General features: G+C 40.1%; 16 protein-coding genes, 1 tRNA gene and 1 pseudogene. 7 read left to right on the top strand and 11 right to left on the bottom strand.

Translation table 11 applies throughout. From position 1 onward, the window contains the following. Nucleotides 1-189 precede the first annotated feature (189 nt). The 3 genes from nrdA to yfaE all read left to right on the top strand — a co-directional run bounded on the left by nrdA (nt 190) and on the right by yfaE (nt 3,948). Nucleotides 190-2,472, top strand: a complete 2,283-nt coding sequence (gene nrdA / locus PSH54_RS08495) for a class 1a ribonucleoside-diphosphate reductase subunit alpha (protein ID WP_273605938.1) — start codon at nt 190-192, stop codon at nt 2,470-2,472. Between the two features lie 73 nt (nt 2,473-2,545). Continuing rightward, the gene (gene nrdB / locus PSH54_RS08490; protein ID WP_004587863.1) at nt 2,546-3,676 is read left to right on the top strand and encodes a class Ia ribonucleoside-diphosphate reductase subunit beta; all 1,131 of its coding nucleotides are present in this window, start codon (nt 2,546-2,548) and stop codon (nt 3,674-3,676) included. Continuing rightward, nucleotides 3,676-3,948: a class I ribonucleotide reductase maintenance protein YfaE gene (yfaE, locus tag PSH54_RS08485; protein ID WP_004587862.1), complete on the top strand. Its 273-nt coding sequence runs from the start codon at nt 3,676-3,678 to the stop codon at nt 3,946-3,948. Before nrdB ends, yfaE begins: the two co-directional genes overlap by 1 nt. Nucleotides 3,949-3,950: 2 nt before the next feature. On the opposite strand, the pseudogene PSH54_RS08480 reads toward yfaE, so the two are convergent. The 3 genes and pseudogenes from PSH54_RS08480 to PSH54_RS08470 form a co-directional block, all read right to left on the bottom strand. After that, nucleotides 3,951-4,542: pseudogene (locus PSH54_RS08480) on the bottom strand (DUF1287 domain-containing protein). 22 nt (nt 4,543-4,564) lie between these two features. Further along, nucleotides 4,565-5,044 (bottom strand): hypothetical protein, encoded by a 480-nt coding sequence (locus PSH54_RS08475; protein ID WP_273605937.1) that lies wholly within the window; start codon nt 5,042-5,044, stop codon nt 4,565-4,567. A 39-nt stretch (nt 5,045-5,083) separates the two neighbouring features. Continuing rightward, a complete protein-coding gene (locus tag PSH54_RS08470) occupies nt 5,084-5,512 on the bottom strand; it encodes a hypothetical protein (RefSeq protein ID WP_024034088.1) in 429 nt (142 codons plus the stop codon). Nucleotides 5,513-5,724: 212 nt separating this feature from the next. Here PSH54_RS08470 and PSH54_RS08465 point away from each other — a divergent pair, with 212 nt between their 5' ends. After that, nucleotides 5,725-6,114 (top strand): YkgJ family cysteine cluster protein, encoded by a 390-nt coding sequence (locus tag PSH54_RS08465; RefSeq protein ID WP_273605936.1) that lies wholly within the window; start codon nt 5,725-5,727, stop codon nt 6,112-6,114. Nucleotides 6,115-6,238: 124 nt separating this feature from the next. Further along, a complete protein-coding gene (locus PSH54_RS08460; RefSeq protein WP_273605935.1) occupies nt 6,239-8,620 on the top strand; it encodes a TonB-dependent receptor in 2,382 nt (793 codons plus the stop codon). A gap of 268 nt (nt 8,621-8,888) precedes the next feature. Here PSH54_RS08460 and PSH54_RS08455 read toward each other — a convergent pair whose 3' ends face one another. The 7 genes from PSH54_RS08455 to PSH54_RS08425 form a co-directional block, all read right to left on the bottom strand. Continuing rightward, nucleotides 8,889-9,509 (bottom strand): FKBP-type peptidyl-prolyl cis-trans isomerase, encoded by a 621-nt coding sequence (locus PSH54_RS08455; RefSeq protein WP_004587856.1) that lies wholly within the window; start codon nt 9,507-9,509, stop codon nt 8,889-8,891. 69 nt (nt 9,510-9,578) lie between these two features. Further along, nucleotides 9,579-9,965 (bottom strand): hypothetical protein, encoded by a 387-nt coding sequence (locus PSH54_RS08450; protein ID WP_029772511.1) that lies wholly within the window; start codon nt 9,963-9,965, stop codon nt 9,579-9,581. A 53-nt stretch (nt 9,966-10,018) separates the two neighbouring features. Next, nucleotides 10,019-10,109 (bottom strand) — tRNA-Ser (locus PSH54_RS08445). A 128-nt stretch (nt 10,110-10,237) separates the two neighbouring features. After that, nucleotides 10,238-10,615, bottom strand: coding sequence for a hypothetical protein (locus tag PSH54_RS08440; protein WP_024034084.1), 378 nt, complete (start codon nt 10,613-10,615; stop codon nt 10,238-10,240). A 204-nt stretch (nt 10,616-10,819) separates the two neighbouring features. Continuing rightward, a complete protein-coding gene (locus PSH54_RS08435) occupies nt 10,820-11,368 on the bottom strand; it encodes an NAD(P)H nitroreductase (RefSeq protein ID WP_273605934.1) in 549 nt (182 codons plus the stop codon). Between the two features lie 241 nt (nt 11,369-11,609). After that, nucleotides 11,610-12,293 (bottom strand): HvfX family Cu-binding RiPP maturation protein, encoded by a 684-nt coding sequence (locus PSH54_RS08430; protein WP_055253459.1) that lies wholly within the window; start codon nt 12,291-12,293, stop codon nt 11,610-11,612. 90 nt (nt 12,294-12,383) lie between these two features. After that, the gene (locus PSH54_RS08425) at nt 12,384-14,345 is read right to left on the bottom strand and encodes an oxidoreductase (protein ID WP_273605933.1); all 1,962 of its coding nucleotides are present in this window, start codon (nt 14,343-14,345) and stop codon (nt 12,384-12,386) included. Nucleotides 14,346-14,564: 219 nt separating this feature from the next. Here PSH54_RS08425 and sppA point away from each other — a divergent pair, with 219 nt between their 5' ends. After that, the gene (gene sppA, locus PSH54_RS08420) at nt 14,565-16,430 is read left to right on the top strand and encodes a signal peptide peptidase SppA (RefSeq protein WP_273605932.1); all 1,866 of its coding nucleotides are present in this window, start codon (nt 14,565-14,567) and stop codon (nt 16,428-16,430) included. 82 nt (nt 16,431-16,512) lie between these two features. Beyond that, nucleotides 16,513-17,523: an asparaginase gene (gene ansA, locus PSH54_RS08415; protein ID WP_024034079.1), complete on the top strand. Its 1,011-nt coding sequence runs from the start codon at nt 16,513-16,515 to the stop codon at nt 17,521-17,523. Nucleotides 17,524-17,589: 66 nt separating this feature from the next. Here the strand turns inward: ansA and gndA are convergent, their stop codons facing one another. Next, complete coding sequence (gndA, locus tag PSH54_RS08410) at nt 17,590-18,963, bottom strand: NADP-dependent phosphogluconate dehydrogenase (RefSeq protein WP_024034078.1); 1,374 nt, start codon at nt 18,961-18,963, stop codon at nt 17,590-17,592. Between the last annotated feature and the right edge of the window lie 309 nt (nt 18,964-19,272).

Here is a 19,272-nt window from a genome sequence, read left to right as displayed (position 1 = left end):
TTGCAAATCAGCTCAGACCACACTATCTTGTGATCTCTAAATTGAACAACACCAGATATTGTGGCCAAATGTTATTCAATTAAATTCGCCAATACGGTGAAACTTATAATAAATGAATACGTACCTTGCTTTAGCGAGGTATAAAGCATTGGTCAAAATACACAATTCCCAAGGAATACAGGCAAAGCTATGAACCAACAGTTATCTGTAAGCAAGCGTGACGGGCGTAAAGAGCCTTTAGATCTTGATAAGATCCATCGCGTTATTGAATGGGCCGCCGAAGGTTTAAACAACGTATCGGTTTCACAGGTTGAATTAAAGTCACACATTCAATTTTACGACGGTATTCGTACAAAAGACATCCACGAAACCATCATTAAAGCAGCAGCCGATCAAATTTCAAAAGAGTCGCCTGACTACCAGTACCTAGCTGCCCGCTTAGCTGTATTCCACTTACGTAAAAAAGCGTATGGCCAGTTTGAGCCACCACGTTTATTTGACCATGTTACAAAAATGGTTGAAGACAAACGCTACGATGCTCACTTACTCGTTGACTACACAGAGCAAGAGCTTGACGAGCTAGATGCTTATCTTGATCATTCGCGCGATCTTAACTTTAGCTACGCAGCAGTAAAGCAGCTTGAAGGTAAATACCTAGTACAAAACCGTGTAACGGGTGAGATTTACGAAAGCGCCCAGTTTTTATATATCTTAGTGGCTGCGAGTTTATTCTCTGACTACCCGCGCGAAACGCGTATTGACTACATCAAACGTTTTTACGATGCAGTATCAACGTTTAAAATCTCTTTACCTACGCCAATTATGTCAGGTGTGCGTACACCTACGCGCCAGTTTAGCTCGTGTGTACTTATTGAATGTGCCGACAGCCTTGATTCAATTAACGCCACATCATCTGCCATTGTCAAGTACGTTTCACAACGTGCAGGTATTGGTATTAACGCCGGCCGTATTCGTGCATTAGGTAGCCATATCCGTAATGGCGAGGCGTACCACACAGGTTGTATTCCTTTTTATAAGCACTTTCAAACAGCGGTTAAAAGCTGCTCGCAAGGTGGCGTACGTGGCGGTGCTGCAACGTTATTCTACCCGCTTTGGCATTTAGAAGTAGAAAACCTACTAGTACTTAAAAATAACCGTGGTGTTGATGATAACCGTGTTCGTCATTTAGATTACGGCGTACAGTTTAATAAACTAATGTATTCTCGTTTAATTAAAGACGACTACATTACGTTATTTAGTCCATCAGATGTGCCTGGCCTTTACGATGCATTCTTTGAAGACCAAGACGAGTTTGACGCGTTATACGTAAAATACGAGCAAGACGAGTCTATTCGTAAAAAGCGTATTAAAGCGATTGAGCTTTTCTCAATGTTCGCACAAGAGCGTGCCAGCACAGGTCGTATTTATTTACAAAACGTGGATCACTGTAATACGCACAGTCCGTTTATTTCTAAAGTGGCGCCAATTCGCCAATCTAACTTATGTTTAGAAATTGCATTGCCAACTAAGCCGTTAAATAACGTAAACGATGAAGAAGGCGAAATTGCACTTTGTACGCTATCTGCATTTAACCTAGGCGCTATTGAGTCACTTGATGAACTTGAAGAGCTTGCTGAGCTTGCAGTACGTGCACTTGATAACCTACTTGATTTCCAAGACTACCCAGTACCGGCTGCACGTAATGCCACTATGGGCCGTCGTACGTTAGGAATAGGCGTAATTAACTACGCTTACTACCTTGCTAAAAATGGTAAGCGTTACTCAGATGGCAGTGCTAATGCACTGACTCACAAAACGTTTGAAGCAATTCAATACTACCTAATGAAAGCATCAAACGAGCTTGCTAAAGAGCGTGGCGCGTGTCCTAAGTTTAACGAAACAACGTACTCTCAAGGTATTATGCCAACTGATACGTACAAACGTGACTTAGATAAAATTTGTGATGAGCCACTGCACTTAGATTGGGATTCATTACGTGCCAGCATTAAAGAGCACGGCATGCGTAACTCAACACTTAGCGCATTAATGCCTTCAGAAACATCGTCGCAAATCTCTAACGCAACTAACGGTATTGAGCCACCACGTGGTCACATTAGCGTTAAAGCAAGTAAAGACGGTATTTTAAAACAAGTAGTTCCTGAGTACGAACGCTTAAAAGATAACTACGAGCTACTGTGGGATATTCCATCAAACGATGGTTACTTACAGTTAGTGGGCATAATGCAAAAGTTTATTGACCAAACTATTTCGGCCAATACTAATTATGATCCAAACAAATACGAAGGCGGTAAAGTACCTATGAAAGTCTTATTAAAAGACTTACTAGGTGCATACAAGCTTGGTGTTAAAACACTTTACTACCATAACACCCGCGATGGCGCATCAGATGCACAAGACGACACTCCAGAAGTGGAAGATGATGATTGTGCAGGCGGCGCGTGTAAAATTTAATAGTTAAACTTAAAGCGGGCTCTTTGCCCGCTTTGTCCTGATAGTTTTAGTGATAGTTTTTTGAGTGATAGACATGTCTTATACTACTTTTAGTCGTAACCATAATGATCAAATGCAAGAGCCAATGTTTTTTGGCCAAACCGTTAACGTTTCGCGTTACGACCAACAAAAATACCCTATTTTTGAAAAATTGATTGAAAAGCAACTTTCGTTTTTTTGGCGTCCAGAAGAAGTAGACGTAAGTAAAGACCGTTTAGACTTTCAAGCATTGCCAGAGCACGAAAAGCACATATTTTTAAGTAACTTAAAATATCAAACGCTGCTTGATAGTGTACAAGGCCGCTCGCCAAACGTTGCCCTACTCCCTATTGTGTCTATTCCTGAGCTAGAAACATGGATAGAAACGTGGGCATTTAGTGAAACTATTCACAGTCGCTCTTACACCCACATTATTCGTAACGTTACACAGTCACCAGAACTTATTTTTGATGACATAGTTAGTAACGAAAAAATTAGCGAACGTGCTGATGCGGTAACCACCTACTACGATGATTTAATCAATGGCGTGTCGCTTTATAACCTGTATGGCGAAGGCAAGCACGAAATTAACGGTCAAACCGTTGTGATTAGCTTATTTGATCTTAAAAAGAAACTTTACCTTGCCATGATGTCGGTAAATATTCTTGAAGCCATTCGTTTTTATGTCAGCTTTGCGTGTTCGTTTGCCTTTGCTGAGCGTGAATTAATGGAAGGTAACGCTAAAATCATCAAGCTAATCGCACGTGATGAAGCGCTTCATCTGTCGGGTACGCAGCATATTTTAAACATTATGCAAGATGGTAAAGACGACCCTGAAATGGCGATTGTTGCCGCGCAGTGCCGTGAAGAAGCCATTAAAATGTTTGTTGAAGCCGCAGAGCAAGAAAAAGAATGGGCAGAGTACTTATTCAAAGATGGCTCTATGATTGGTTTAAACAAACACATTTTATGTCAGTATGTTGAATACATTACTAACGCACGTATGACCGCCATTGGCCTGCCTGCGCAATTTGAAAACAACAGTAACCCGATTCCATGGATCAACTCATGGCTTGTGTCTGACAACGTGCAAGTTGCACCGCAAGAAGCTGAAATTAGCTCATATCTTGTAGGTCAAATTGACTCACAAGTAGATGCCTCAGAATTTGGTGACTTTGATTTATAATGAGTGACAAACCCACTGCAAGTATAACGCTTGCAGATAACAGCCAGTGTATAGAATTTAGCACTGGCTGCCCTTCTGTTCTACATTGCTTAGAAAACCAAAAAATAGACGTAGCGTATCAATGCCGCGAAGGTTATTGTGGCGCGTGCAGAGCCACGTTAGTCTCAGGCCAAGTTCACTATAACGAAGAGCCTTTAGCGTTTGTACGCGAGGGGGAAATACTGCTGTGCTGCTGTAAGCCAAACGGTAATATAAGTATTAATTTAAAATAAATTTACTGCGTTTTATTCAAATGCTGTGGTTCAAACCGGTAATGCCCTGTGATTTTATAATCAAAAAGCATATCGGTTTTTTCTGCCCCGCGGCCAATGTTATGTACAATTAATGGATTGCCAGTTTGTACTGAACGCTCATTAACTACCATACCTATATGTGGCAGGTTACCCGGTAACATCCAAGTCACTATATCACCTGTTTTATACTCTTCAGGGCTATCAGATAACACTAACGCACGACCCTGTCTTTTAAAGTAGGTTTGTTCTTCGGTGGTCTATATTTTTATCGGGTTTGGTCAGCCCCCAAATACGCTTTGAGGGGTACAGAGTAAAATTGTCACGCATGTCTTCGTGTACTAACTGTTGTAAATCTATACCTAACTGGCGATAAGCACGAATAATCACATCGGTACACACCCCAATATTACTTGGCACGTCACCACCTGGGTAACTTATTGAACGATAACTCCCATCATACGTAACTTGGTGTGTTGTTCGCTGTATTAATGCAGCAGTTATATCTTCTTCAAATGAATTTGCTAAGGCACTAAAAGGCGCTAATACACTAAAATATAACCATACATTAGCCATATTCTGTTCCTTGTAAAAAAATTTATAATGCATCCAGTACATACTCAGGCACATTTATTTTCTCACCTGAATTTATAAAGTGAGTATCGAGCGAATAAGCCATAATTTCAAGCGGCGCATTGTGATAACCAAAGTGCTTAATTTCATTCATATAGCGCTCTATAAAGGCTAAAGCACCAAGATTTTGCCACTGCAATACATGCACTAATTCATGAAAATGTACGCGCAAGTTATCAACACTTGTCGGCAACAGGTAGTAAGTATTTTTATAAGTTATGCCGCTTACTTTCATATCAATAAAATCATCCAGCCCCATGGCACGTAATGCAGCAAAATCGGGCTTAGGTATTTCATCGATTACAACATAAAAGGCACTTTCCAAAAATTCAGTTGGGTAAAAACCTGCAAACTGTGATGTAAATTGAGTACAACACACCCGTTTGTATTTATATTTATGATTTACCTCATCAATCCATTGCTCGATTGCGGTTAACATATCCATATTCCAAACCTCATTAAAATCGCGACTAACTAGGCTTAATTAACCTTCTTCTTCAGTGAGTGACTCAAGTAAATCATGAATTTCAGCTTTAAGCGCTTTATCTTCAATTTTATTAGCGCTTACCTTGGCATTTTTTAGGCTTTTAATCGCTTCATTTTTTTGTCCAAGCTCTATTTGTAGAGTTGCCATTGAATAAGCAACCGACGACATATGATCTTTGTTATTGATTGCAACCGACTTCTGTAGCGCTTTTTCATATGTGGTAATTGCCTCTTCAAGTTCTTCGGTAAAGTCAGCTAAGGTTTCCCACTGTACAGGGTGATCTTTTGAAGTATTCTCGTTTTCTTCACAAATAGCTTTGAGCCTAGAAAATAATAATTCAAACCTTTTACGGTCGTTTCTATTTGCAGCTTCCATCAGTTGCTCTGCTAAATCATGTACTGCTTTATATACTTTGGTGTTCATCATCAGGAACTATCCTTAACTGGTCACTAAACTAACTATTTAGAGGCGCCCTAATCTTATTAGAACGGCTAATTATTTAGGTGTAATAATACATTATTAATAGATAGCGGGTTGGAATTAAAAGTGTGGTTTTAAAATTATATATAAAAAAGTAATCCACGTTAGTTACAGTGATACACTGAGAAACTAATGGACACCTAATATACTGGCTAAAAATGAAAGAGTGCAACCAATGCGGTAAATGCTGTATTAAATATGGTGGGGGCGATTTAAGTGCAACCGTACAAGAAATTGAAATGTGGGCACTGTTTAACCCAGAGATTTATCAATATGTTAAAGATGATGAAATTTGGTTTGATCCAAATACACAATTGCGACTCTCCACTTGCCCCTTTTTAGAAATAGCGCCCAAAAAAGAGCCCTCCCATAAAACAATGTATACCTGCAGCATTTACCTAGATAGGCCAGAAGATTGCCGCCATTATCCAAGCCTGGTGTCAGAAATGATACGTGATGAATGCGAAATGATAGAACCTATCGATGTAAAAAACCAAACTAGAGCACAACATAAGCTTAATATAATTATGCTTGATAGCCGCTCTTAAACAGCTTATCTTATTTGCGTGTTTATTCATCGAAAAACATTAAGCTATAGTATAACATTGTTGATAAGTCAAAAACGCAGTGTTATATTATATCACAACATAGTAACCGCGAACCTTTAAGATAATGACAAAGTTAACATTAATTTCCTCTGCAGTTTTTTCTGTTTTATGTTCTCATTCAGCACTTGCTGCTACCGTTACCGGTAAAATAACAGACGATAAAAACCAACCGATTGAAAACGCAGCTGTACACGTACATGGTAAAGACCAAGGTGTAAAAACCAACGCACAGGGCGAATTTTCTATTGATGTAGACTCTCAAAGTCAATTGCATGTAAGTAAAGACAACTTTATAGACTCGCGTATTGCGGTAAATGAAAACTCAAACAATGTGACGGTGTCGCTTACCCCTACCTCGGTAGAAACCGTTGTTGTATATGCCTCTGCACTGCATAAAAATAGCTTAGAAATGATTTCGCCGGTGAGCGTTTTATCAGGTGATGAGCTTAAAAACAAATCAAAAGCGACCCTTGGCGAAACACTAAAGGGCTTACCAGGTGTTAATGCCAGTTACTTTGGTCCGGTATCATCAAGCCCTATTATCCGTGGTTTAGATGGCCCTCGCGTTAAAATTACCCAAAACGGTTTAGATGCCAGCGATGCATCGCGCATTGGTCCTGACCATGCAACCTCAAGCGACAGCTTAGCAGCGGAACAAATTGAAGTATTGCGCGGACCAAGCACCCTACTTTATGGCTCAGGCGCAATAGGTGGTGTGGTAAATGTGGTTGATAACCGTATTCCAACGAGCAATTTAGATGATTTAACCGGTGCTGCTGAATACAGCCATGACACGGTTTCTAACTCAAATACCGTGGCTGCAAAACTAGAAACAGGAAATGACGGATTTAACTTTCATTTTGATGGGACTAAACGCAGCGGCGATGACTATGAAACGCCTACATTTAACATTACAGATGAAGATGGTGATGTTGAAACTCATAACTCTGTAGAAAACACTTTTATTGATAGCGACACATTTAATGTGGGTACGAGTTATGTGGGCGATCATTTAACGGTTGGCTTTTCTTACGGTAGCATTGAAACCGATTACGGTATTCCTGGGCATGAGCATCATGATCATGACCATGAAGGTGAAACCGAAGAAGAACACGATGAGCACGCAGATGAAGAGGAAGAAGAGTCTGTTTATGCACATCTAGAGCAAGATCGTTGGCAAGGCCTTATAAGCTATGCGCTCGATAACAACTGGATTGAAAATATTAATCTTCGTGTTGGCTACACTGATTACAAACACAGTGAAATTGAAGACGGTGAAATTGGCACCACCTTTAAAAATGAAACAACCGAAGCACGCTTAAATGTAGAGCACAAGTTAGCGCAGTGGCACGGTATGATGGGCTATCATTATAGCGAATCGGACTACGACGCAATTGGCGAAGAAGCATTTACTCCTGCAAGTGTGACCACTACACATGCGTTATATCTACTTGAAGAACGTGAATTTGGTGATGTTACACTCGAGCTTGGTGCGCGTATTGAAGATTACGAAATAACAAGCACAATTACCGACAGCGAGCACGCACATGATCACGATGAAGAAGAAGATCATGACGAAGGCGAAGAAGAAAGCATTGCATACAGTGAAAGCTTTACTAATGTAAGCGCCTCTGCCGGTGCTATTTGGCAATACACACCAGGGCAAAGCATAGCACTTAGCTTATCTCACTCTGAGCGTGCGCCCCTTTCTGCTGAGCTTTTATCAAACGGATTACACATTGCTACAGGTACTTACGAGCTAGGCCTTGGCTATCATATTGAAGATAACGAGGTTCACTTTGAGCCAGAAGACATTAAACAAGAAAAATCGACCAATTTAGATTTTAGCTTTAGACGTTTTAGCGGTGACTTTGGTTACACAGTTAATTTTTTCTATAACGATATTAAAAACTTTTATTATCAACAAAACACTGGATTAGTTTACGACGAAGAAGATGGTTTAGAGTCTGCAATTGGCGCTCACGATGATGCGGTTGCCGTATATCAGTTTGCCAGTAAAGATGCTGAACTCTATGGTGTAGAATTTGATGTACACTATCAAATTGACCCTAATGCCATGGTTAAAGTATTTGGTGATTCAACACGCGCCAAGCTAAAAGACGACGAAGGTAACTTGCCGCGCATACCAGCAAATAAATTAGGATCTGAATTACAATACAATGTAGGCGATTTACAACTAACGCTCACAGGTACGCACTACTTTGAGCAAGATAATATTAGCGCCTATGAAACTAAAACCGATGGCTACACAATTGTTGATGCTCAAGCTAATTATCAGTTAAGTTTAGGCGCTATAGATACGCAGTTATACTTAAATGTTGATAACATTACAGATGAACTTGGCTTTGTTCACAGCTCGTTTATAAAAAATAAAGCCCCACTACCAGGTAGAAACTTCCGCTTTGGTATTAGAGGTTATTTTTAATAACGCTTTGGCATTTATTTAGTTACTTTTAAAGCCGCATTTTATATGCGGTTTTTTTATGCCTACTCATTTAATTAACTAGGTTATTTATTTGTTGTAATAGCGTTTGTAGCGCAGGTAGCAAGTTTATCTTTCCCCCAAAATAACTCACTTAATTATGCGGATTGGCCTAAATTATTAACGTTTTTAAAGCTTGCTATAAAACCACAAGACACAAAAAAGCCGCGGTCAAGACCACGGCTTTTTAAATACTGACTTAATAACTAAATTAAGAAAGGATTTCGTGTAGCTCAACGTCAAATACAAGCGTTGAGAAAGGTGCAATTGCAGCACCTGCGCCACGTTCACCATAAGCAAGCTCATGAGGAACGTAAATACGCCATTTAGTGCCTACTGGCATCATTTGTAAAGCTTCAGTCCAGCCTTTGATCACGCCACCTACTGGGAATTCAGCTGGTTGACCGCGCTCGTAAGAGCTATCAAATACTGTACCGTTAATTAATGTACCGTGGTAATCAACACGTACTGTAGACTCAGCAGTTGGCTTTTCGCCTTCGCCTGTAGCTAGTACTTCGTATTGTAAACCAGACTCGGTAACAGTGATTTCAGGACGCTTAGCGTTTTCTTCTAAGAATGCAATACCTTCAGCAGAAAGTACTTTTGCTTCTTCTTCACGACGCGCTTGGATCTCTTCGTTAATTTTTTCAAATGCAGCTTGGATCTCAGGGATCTCAACTTGAAAAGCGCTACCAGCGTACGCATCTTTCATGCCTTCAAATACTGAATTTAGGTTTAAGCCTTCAAAAGGGTTAGACTTAAGTTGCTCACCCATTTGTAAGCCAATACCGTAACTTGCTTTTTCAGCATCTGTAGTAAAATTATCTGACATAATGTGTTTTTCACGTTTTGTTAGTTAAAAGACGCGTACATGCTAACATAAAATAAAACCGGTTTGGGGCTAGTTTTTACTGTGTTTTACCTTAATTTTGCCAACTATGTAGCTACAAAGGGGTAAACTGAATAAAAATCCAACAAGCAATGGCCACGCTAGTAAACCGCCACTGCCAAACAGCACCAATGGCACTAATACTAAACCAACTAAAGCAATAAAAGCTGCGCCAATAACAGGCCAATGCGTATCGTATTTAGTAATAAGATGCGCAGTTAATACGTTAAAGCCAATGCCATACACAAAGGCGGTGATAAGCGTTGCGTCTGGTTGTGCATCTGCTGCCATTTTTATTAATAAATTAATCGCGCTTTGATAACAGTAGCCAAATACAATCCACAGTAGTACATGCTTTACTAAGCGTTGCGATGTTGTAAGGTTTGCTTCTTTTGACATTTATTAAACTCCACAAAGCAAAAAACCGCCCATAAGGCGGTTTTTTTAAATAATGGTGGAGAGATAGGGATTTGAACCCTAGATAGGCTACAAACCTATGCCGGTTTTCAAGACCGGTGCATTCGACCACTCTGCCATCTCTCCGTACGGCGCGAATAATAGGGGGTATTGAGCAACTTGTAAAGACCTAAATGTAAATAATTAGCTAAAAACAGCATTTGGTTCAAAAAACCACCACAAATAGCTAAAAACCTACATTGCTCATTGCCCTATTAATAATATTGCTTTGGCCTACGTGCAATCCACGAACAAATTAAGCACAGTAATAAACTGAGTGCTAAAAATGTAACGCTTTGAAATATTAAATCAAAACGGTTTAAATCATCACTTGGTACTACCACAAATAAAAATGCAGGTAATACACTAAGCAATAACACATAAAAACAAATTTTAAAGGCCCGACCAAAATCAAACCTTTTAGACTGCTGCATCCACCAGGTTAATAAAACAAGCATTCCCATAGCAGAGCCAGCTATAAAATGTGCAGTATTCGTGCTCATTGCCACATAAAGTGTAATAAAAGCACCCACTATTCCCCAAATTGACCATGCCAGCCAATTCTCTTTTTCTTGTAAAAATAAATTTCCCATCGTTTTCGTCTTCTTTATCGTTATTTTTATTAAGACTTTCCATACTTTAACAAAAAACAACCGATTAAAAAACAAACTGAAGAAGAAAAAGTTAACCTATATTGCTTCCGTGCACTTCTCACAGCTAAATCAAAAAAGGACGAGCCTAACAGCAGCAACCTTAATGCTATATGACTGCGCAGAACTACAATAGTTCATTATTTATTATAAATAAGTGAAGTAATCATCTGGTTTATGCTTAGCTGCCTTTTTGCACTCAATCTCTGGGGTGCCTAAATATAAATACCCAACAATTTCATCTTGTTCGTCTAAATTAAGGGCACTTTTGACTGCTGTGCTTTGTGCAAAATACCCTGTACGCCATACACCACCTAAACCTTGTGCAAATGCGGCTTGTTGCATGGCAAGTACACTGCAACCGGCGCTTTGTACTTGCTCAATACGCGGCACTTTTGGATGGGCTTGATACTTAGCAATAGCAATAATGATCATCGGTGCGCGCAGCACAAGCTCTTTTGCGCGTTTAATCACTTTTTCTTCTTGCTGCTCAGCAACGGCGCTTTGATGGTATATCTCACCTAATTTATGGCGGGCATCACCTTGAACGACAATAAACTGCCAAGGCGCAATACATCCGTGATCAGGCACCCGTAACGCGGCTTGCTTTATTATATCGAGCTGCTCTGAATTTGGCCCTGGGGCGGTTAATTTAGCGTCAGATTGGCGGGTTAGTAAAAGCTCAATAGCATCCATAGCGTACTCTCATAATTCAAAACGTTAGAGTACCATTTATGCCTTTAAAAAATAAACTCTGCTTAATTATCAATTTTATTAAAACCCTACTTATTCTCTCGTATTACAGCGCCCTTACTGCGTCAACAATATTCATATACCACTGTATAAATCCGAGAGAGGCGCTATGGGTTTAACACAGGTTACAAGCAAAAAGGGCGTATAAAAATATTTATACGCCCTTTTTAAACCAATTTGTTTGCTACTCTTTTACTACTGCACGCCTGAGCCAATAATCAACACTAACAAAGCGACCGCCACCTACAAAAAACAAGCTAAGTAACATGGCAAAATAAATAGCAGAAAATTCAATACCGTTATTTATTATGGAAGGTTTACCTTTTTCATATAAGTAATCAGTAAATCCGTGCTCTTCAACTATGCCCCTAATTTTACCTATACGTTCTTGTACTTCTAGTGAGTTTTCAAGGCTTTCTTTAGCCCCTGGAATTGATAACCAATCAAGTACTTGAGCCGAACTGGTTGTAGGGTTTGATGGCGCTATAGCAAACCAACCATTATGCCAATGCACAGTTGTTGCTGCCACAACCATTGTAAACATCAGCGGAATGCTTACTAAGCGGGTAAATAGCCCAAAGAGTAAAAACCACCCGCCTAAAAATTCACTCCAGCCAGCTAAAAAGGCAAGTAAGTCTGGAAATGGTAAGCCTAAACCCCATTCACTATTGCCAAACCATTGCACAACGCTTGCATCAGCAAGAAAATAGCTAAAAAAGCCGTCGGTTTCTCCACTTAGGGCTAATTTATTAAAGCCCGCAATAATCATTACGGGGGCTAAAATTAAGCGAAAAAGTAACGCAGGTAATCCGTCGGCATACGATAGATTACCCATGATTTTATTATACAAACGAAATAATTTACTCATGTGTGGCCTGCTTTGTCAGTGTATTAAGTTATGGACTCTATACACACAAGACCTGAGGGTACTGTAAATTATTTCATTTTATTAACACTGTTAAATGGCTCTAGCCACTTGAAGCGCTTCAAAAATTGCACGCTTTGCATCAATTGCTGCTGCTAATTTAGCGCCACCAATAACATGTACCTTTGCATTGTCACGGTGTTGCTCAAGCACTTCATTATTAGAAACCTGCCCTATACACGCAATAACCGTATCAACCGGCAGTACTTGTTTTTCTCCAGCAACAGTAACTGTAAGGCCGTTTTTATCAAAACTGTGGTACTGGCAATCAGCAATTTGTTTAACACCATGTTGCTTAGCAACTTGACGATGTATCCAGCCTGTGGTTTTTCCAAGCCCGCTACCAAAGCGGCCTGCACTGCGTTTTAGCATGTATAATTGTCGCTCATCTTTGTGCGGCTCTGCCTCGCACTCAATACCCCACTGCTTTTTAAACTCAGGAATAGATTGCGATTTATGTTCACTTAAAAAAGCAACCATATCAAAGCCAATACCGCCGGCACCTAAAATGGCTATTGATTTGCCCAGTTCGACCTCACCGCGTATAACTTCATCATAAGCAAATACACGCTTAGAGTCTGCGCATTCAATTGCAGCTTCACGCGGGCGTACACCTGTGGCAAATACGATGTCATCGTATTTTTGTAACATTGCATCATCGTATGCTCTACCAAGCTCTACATTTACGTTGAGCCTTTCAAGCTCATTAGTAAAGTAGCTAAGCGTATGGTTAAAGTCTTCTTTACCTGGAATTTGCATGGCTAGATTAAATTGGCCACCCATTTGTGTTTTTTGATCGATAAGCGTTACTGTGTGCCCTTTTTCAGCCAAATAACAACTTGCCGAGAGCCCAGCAGGGCCCGCGCCAACAACTAATACATTTTTAGCTTTAGAAGCTTTATCTAACGGGTAATCAAGTTCAAAGGCGGCTTGTGGGTTAACTAAACAGGTTGCACGTTTATTTTTAAAAACGTGGTCTAAACATCCTTGGTTACAGCCAATACAAATATTTATTTGTTTAGTTTGCTGATTTTGATATTTGTTAAAAAACTCCGGATCGGCTAATAAAGGGCGCGCCATTGAAATTAAATCGGCTTCATTATCATTAAGGATTTGGTTGGCTATATCCGGCGTATTAATACGGTTTACAGCTATAACAGGTACATTCACCACTGACTTTAATCGTTTTGAAGCTTCTTTAAATGCTCCAGGAGGCACCATACTGGCGATTGTTGGCACGCGTGCTTCATGCCACCCAATGCCAGTATTAAAAATATCCACACCGGCCTGCTCAAGTGCTTTTGCCTGAATAGTGACTTCATCAGGGGTTGAGCCATTCGGGATTAGGTCCATAACAGATAATCTAAAAATAATTAAAAACGTATCTGATACTTTAGCCCTAACGGCTTTAACTATTTCAAGCGCTAATCGCATTCTATTTTCTAGGCTCCCACCAAATTCGTCATCGCGCTTATTGGTGTGTGGCGCCATAAATTCATTAATTAAGTAACCTTCAGAGCCCATAACTTCAACACCATCGTAACCTGCTTTTTCTGCCATATGGGCTGAGTGCGCAAAGTCTTTAATGGTTTTTTTAATCGAGCCTAACGACATTTGTTTAGGTTTGTATGGATTTATAGGCGCTTGAATAGCGCTCGGGGCCTGATTAAACGGATGATAAGCGTATCGACCAGCATGTAAAAGCTGCAAACATATTTTTCCGCCATGTTTATGAACGGCGCCTGTGTATGCACGGTGTTTAAATACATCATAATAGCTGTTAAATGATGAAGAAATAGGCGTTAATTTACCGCGTAAGTTAGGGCTGTAGCCCCCGGTAATGATCATGGCCGTGCCGCCTTTAGCGCGCGCCTCGTAAAAAGCGCTTAACCTTTTGCGGTTGTGCCAGCCCTCTTCAAGGCCTGTATGCATTGAGCCCATTACCAAGCGGTTTCGTAATTGTGTGTGTTTTAATTGTAATTGTTGTTCTAACATCCTGTGCCCCGTTAACTGGTCTAACCTGTATACATTAGCTAATTCTGCTTTAATGGCAAGTAATAAGCAATATGTGCCTGCATTTAATTAAAAATACTATTAAAAACGTATATTTATGTAACCTCATAAACACTTCGTTACGATTTAGCAGTTAAAATTATTTTTATTCTAGGCTAAGATGGAACTAATGTATTAGCTGTACCAAATTAAGGAGCTATTTTGATAGCAAAGGTATTTAGAGGTATTTGGGCTGGAATAAACTTTTCTCGTCGTTTAATACTCAACATTTTGTTTTTATTACTGGTTATTGTATTTTTTATGTCTCTATCAAGCGATGACGATACAATAATAATAGAAGATGGCTCTGTACTTAGGCTTAATCTTAATGGGCCTATTGTGGAAGAAAAAACATATATAGACCCTGTCGAAGCAGCCATTAACGATGCTACGTCTAATTCAGAAGCACCTAGTGAAATTTTACTTGATGATGTAGTCAAAGTGATTGATGAAGCCACTAATGACGAGCGCATCAGCGTTATCTTACTAGATTTGCAAGAAATGCCAAAAGCCCACCTAAATAAGCTAAAGCGTATTACTAAATCGTTAGATGCCTTTAAGCAAGCGGGTAAAAAAGTGATTGCATCGGGCTACTATTACACTCAATCGCAATATTATATTGCATCGCATGCCGATGAAATTGCAATGCATCCTTATGGTTCGGTAGCCATTGAAGGCTATGGGATGTATCCACTTTACTTTAAAGAAGCACTAGAAAAACTTAAAGTAACGCAGCATATTTTCCGTGTCGGTACGTTTAAGTCGGCGGTAGAGCCGTTTATTCGTAACGATATGTCTGATGCTGCTAAAGAAGCAAACCGTGTTTGGCTTGGTGCATTATGGAGCGAATATAAGCAAGATGTTGCTGCGGTTCGCCCTTTTGATGAATCTAACTTTGACGAAACCATGGATGCTTACCTTGCTAAAATGAAGGCGGCAAATGGCGATGCAGGTAAATATGCACTTGACCATCAATGGGTCGACTCGCTTAAAACAACTCAGCAAATTCGCCAACAACTCATTGATTTAGTTGGCGCACAAGAAGACGGTAAAACATTTAAGCAAGTGTCTTTTCGTGAATACTTAAGCTTAGTTAAGCCCCCTATCGAATTTGATAACCCAATTACAGAAAAAGTTGCCGTAGTTGTTGCTAAAGGTACGATTGTTGATGGTGAGCGCAAAGCAGGTGAAATTGGCGGTGACTCTACCGCAGCACTACTTCGCAAAGCACGCCTTGATGATAAAGTAAAAGCGGTTGTTTTACGTATTGATTCAGGTGGCGGCAGCATGTTTGCCTCTGAGGTTATTCGTGCTGAAGTATTAGCACTTAAAGCCGCAGGCAAACCTGTAATCGCATCAATGAGCTCAGTTGCCGCATCTGGCGGTTATTGGATTGCCTCAGCAGCTAACGAAATTTGGGCAGCACCAAGTACTATCACCGGCTCTATTGGTGTGTTTGGTACATTTATGACTTTTGAAGATACTTTATCTGAAATTGGTGTGTACTCAGATGGTGTTGCAACGTCAGAAATGGCTGGATTTTCTATTACTCGCCCGCTTAATGAAAAAATGGCGCAAGTTATTCAAATGAGTGTTGAAGAAGCTTATAGCCGCTTTATAGATGTGGTTGCTGATGCTCGCAATATGACACCAGAGCAAGTTGATAAAATTGCACAAGGCCGTGTGTGGATTGCTTCACAAGCACAAGAGCTTGGCCTAGTTGATAAGCTTGGTGATAAACAAGATGCGATTGATGCCGCAGCGGCACTTGCAAAACTTAATCACTACGAAGTGAAAACAATTAAGCAAGACCTAAGCCCGCAAGAAAAAATGCTACAAGATATTTTTGGCAGTGCATCCGTTAAATCTATGCTTGGCTTAAATACAGATACAGCCTCTGTTTTAGCCACTCAAGCTAATATTAATACGGTGATAAAGCGCCTAAGTAGTGAAGTAGCTGATCTGAAAGATTATAACGATCCGCAAGGTGTATACGCACGTTGTTTAGAGTGTAGCGTTGCACAATAAAAGTGCACGTATTTACTCAAGCAGCTGTATTTAAAACAACTTAACGTTATACTAAGCCCAGTTTTTTTACTGGGCTTTTTTTATGAAACGTAAACGCATTTATATCGCATACACTGGCGGTACCATAGGTATGAAAAAATCGAGCCGTGGCTACATTCCGGCTGAAGGTTTTTTAACAGAAACAGTGGTCAATAACGCAGAATTTAACCGTGAAGAAATGCCCCTTTTTGATATTCACGAGTACTGCCCTTTAATCGATTCATCAGATATGTCGCCAGCGCATTGGCAACTAATAGCTGATGACATTAAAAGCAAATACCACGATTACGATGGTTTTGTGGTACTTCATGGCACCGATACAATGGCTTACACAGCCTCTGCCCTGTCGTTCATGTTCGAAAACTTAACTAAACCCGTTATTGTTACTGGCTCACAAATTCCTTTATCGCAATTACGCTCTGACGGCCAAGTTAACTTATTAAACGCCATGTTTTTAGCGGCTAATTACCCTATTGCTGAAGTGAGCTTATTTTTTAATAACCAATTATTTAGAGGTAACCGAGCCACGAAAGCACATGCCGATGGTTTTAATGCTTTTGCATCTCCTAACCTAGAGCCTTTAGCGTTATCTGGAATTAATATTCAGCTAATTAAAGGTCAGCTAAGCCCTTATGTAGAAAACGAACTACAGGTAACCACCATTACACCTCAGCCAATTGGTGTACTTTATTTATACCCAGGCATTAGTAAAGACGTGGTTAAAAGTTTGGTGAATGACAATATAAAAGCACTGGTATTGCTTAGCTTTGGCGTAGGTAATGCCCCACAAGACCCCGACTTTTTAGACGTGCTAAGTGAGGCAAGTAAACGCGGCATGGTTATTGTTAATTTAACGCAGTGTTTAAAAGGCCATGTAAATATGGGCGGCTATGCTACGGGTAACGCGTTATTAAATATTGGTGTAATAAGTGGCTACGATATGACACTAGAGGCGTGTTTAACAAAGCTGCATTATTTGTTTAGCCAAAACCTAGAAATTGAAACGATTCGCCATTTAATGCAAGACAATTTACGCGGTGAATTAAGCCGCTAATTTTAGTGACCAAAACGAAAAAGGCACGCTAAATAGCGTGCCTTTATTATTTTATAAACGCGTTAATTATCTTACTTTCGCGTCTATACCCACTAAGTCAGTTAAGTGGCACACTTCACCTGAGTGAGTTTTAATACCATGCTCACCAAAGTAATCGCGCTGAGCTTGTACTAAATGCCCATTACTTGGTGTGGTTAATGTGGCTAAATACGTTTGTGTTGATGCAAGTACAGGGAACGCTAAGCCAGTCATTACAGCTTGCCCAGTTACTTTGCGAAGCGCATTAGATTCATTTTCAAGCGTATCAATGTATTCAACGCCTTGCGCTACGCTATCTAGGTAGTCAGCACGAATAATACAACCGGCACGCCATGTTTGCAGTGTTTTAGACAAGTCTACTTTCCACTGATGGGTACGAGAAGCCCCTTTAATTAACGCTAAACCTTGGCGATACGCTAATAAACTCGCCAATGTAAATGCATCTTTTAGCTCTTCAAGGTCAATATCAACCTTGTTTGTAGCTTTAGCAGCATATGTCATTTCTTGTGCTGCGGTGGTGTCACATACATTGGTTAAGTGGCGAGCTTGCACCGCGGCAACCAGTGAAGGAACAGCAATACCCAGTTCAAGTGCATTTTGCGCAGTCCACAGGCCTGTGCCTTTTGCGCCTACTTTATTATCAATTAAATCAACAAGCGGCTCTTGCTTGGTGTTTTCAAGAGATAAAATATGGCTAGAAATAGCAAGTAAGTAGCTATTTAAGTGACCGGTAGACCAGTCATCAAAAATTTCAGCCACTTCTTTTGGTGAGCGACCTGTGCCAATACGAAGTAGTTGATACACTTCAGCAATAAGCTGCATAATTGCGTATTCAATGCCGTTGTGAACCATTTTTACAAAATGGCCACTGGCCGATTGACCAACGCGTGCAAAACACGACTCGCCATTGTAGCTAGCGGCTACTTTTTCAAACCACGGTTCGATTCGCTCCCAACCGCCTTCTGAGCCACTTGCCATCATTGCAGGACCATGACGAGCGCCTTCGGCACCGCCAGAAATGCCCATGGTGGCAAATTCAAATTTGTTTTGATACTTAAGTTTACGATTAATGCCGTCTTTGTAGTTACTGTTACCACAATCTACAATCATATCGTTACACTGTACGCCAGCTTCAACAAGCTCATTACACACAGCATCAACCAGTTCGCCTGCAGGCACTAATAATAAAATAGAGCGAGGTGCTTCTAAACGCCTTACCATGTCTCCTAAATCAGAAACAATATGAAGTCTATCGGCCATGCCTTGCGATTTAGCACAACTTAATAACTCTTCACCCGCATGTGGGTTTTTATCATATGCGACTAACGTTATGCCTTTTTCAATCATGTTTAAGGCAATATTTTTGCCCATAACGCCTAACCCGACTAATGCAACTTGCATTTAGTGTCCTCCTCGGTAACAACTATTTGGTTAGTAAACTAAGTAATTCATTAAATAATACCGCGTGCATTATACTCATACCGTCATAAAATGCGAACGTTGAGCTAATACAGCATGCTTTTTTATTACGCTATTAAAAAGCACTGCAATTGTATCAAATATAAGGGCTGTGCGGTTACAAATACTCTGCGTATTTTGAATTTAAGATCATTGACGGATTTTGACACCGGTGTCATAATGATGACATATTCGTTTTGTATAAAATAGTGGCAATACTAACTAGTTTGCCTATAACTAAAAATGTTTATA

Source organism: Pseudoalteromonas sp. Angola-30 (genome assembly GCF_028599215.1).
Lineage (GTDB): Bacteria > Pseudomonadota > Gammaproteobacteria > Enterobacterales > Alteromonadaceae > Pseudoalteromonas > Pseudoalteromonas atlantica.
This window is presented reverse-complemented; position numbering and strand designations above follow the sequence as displayed.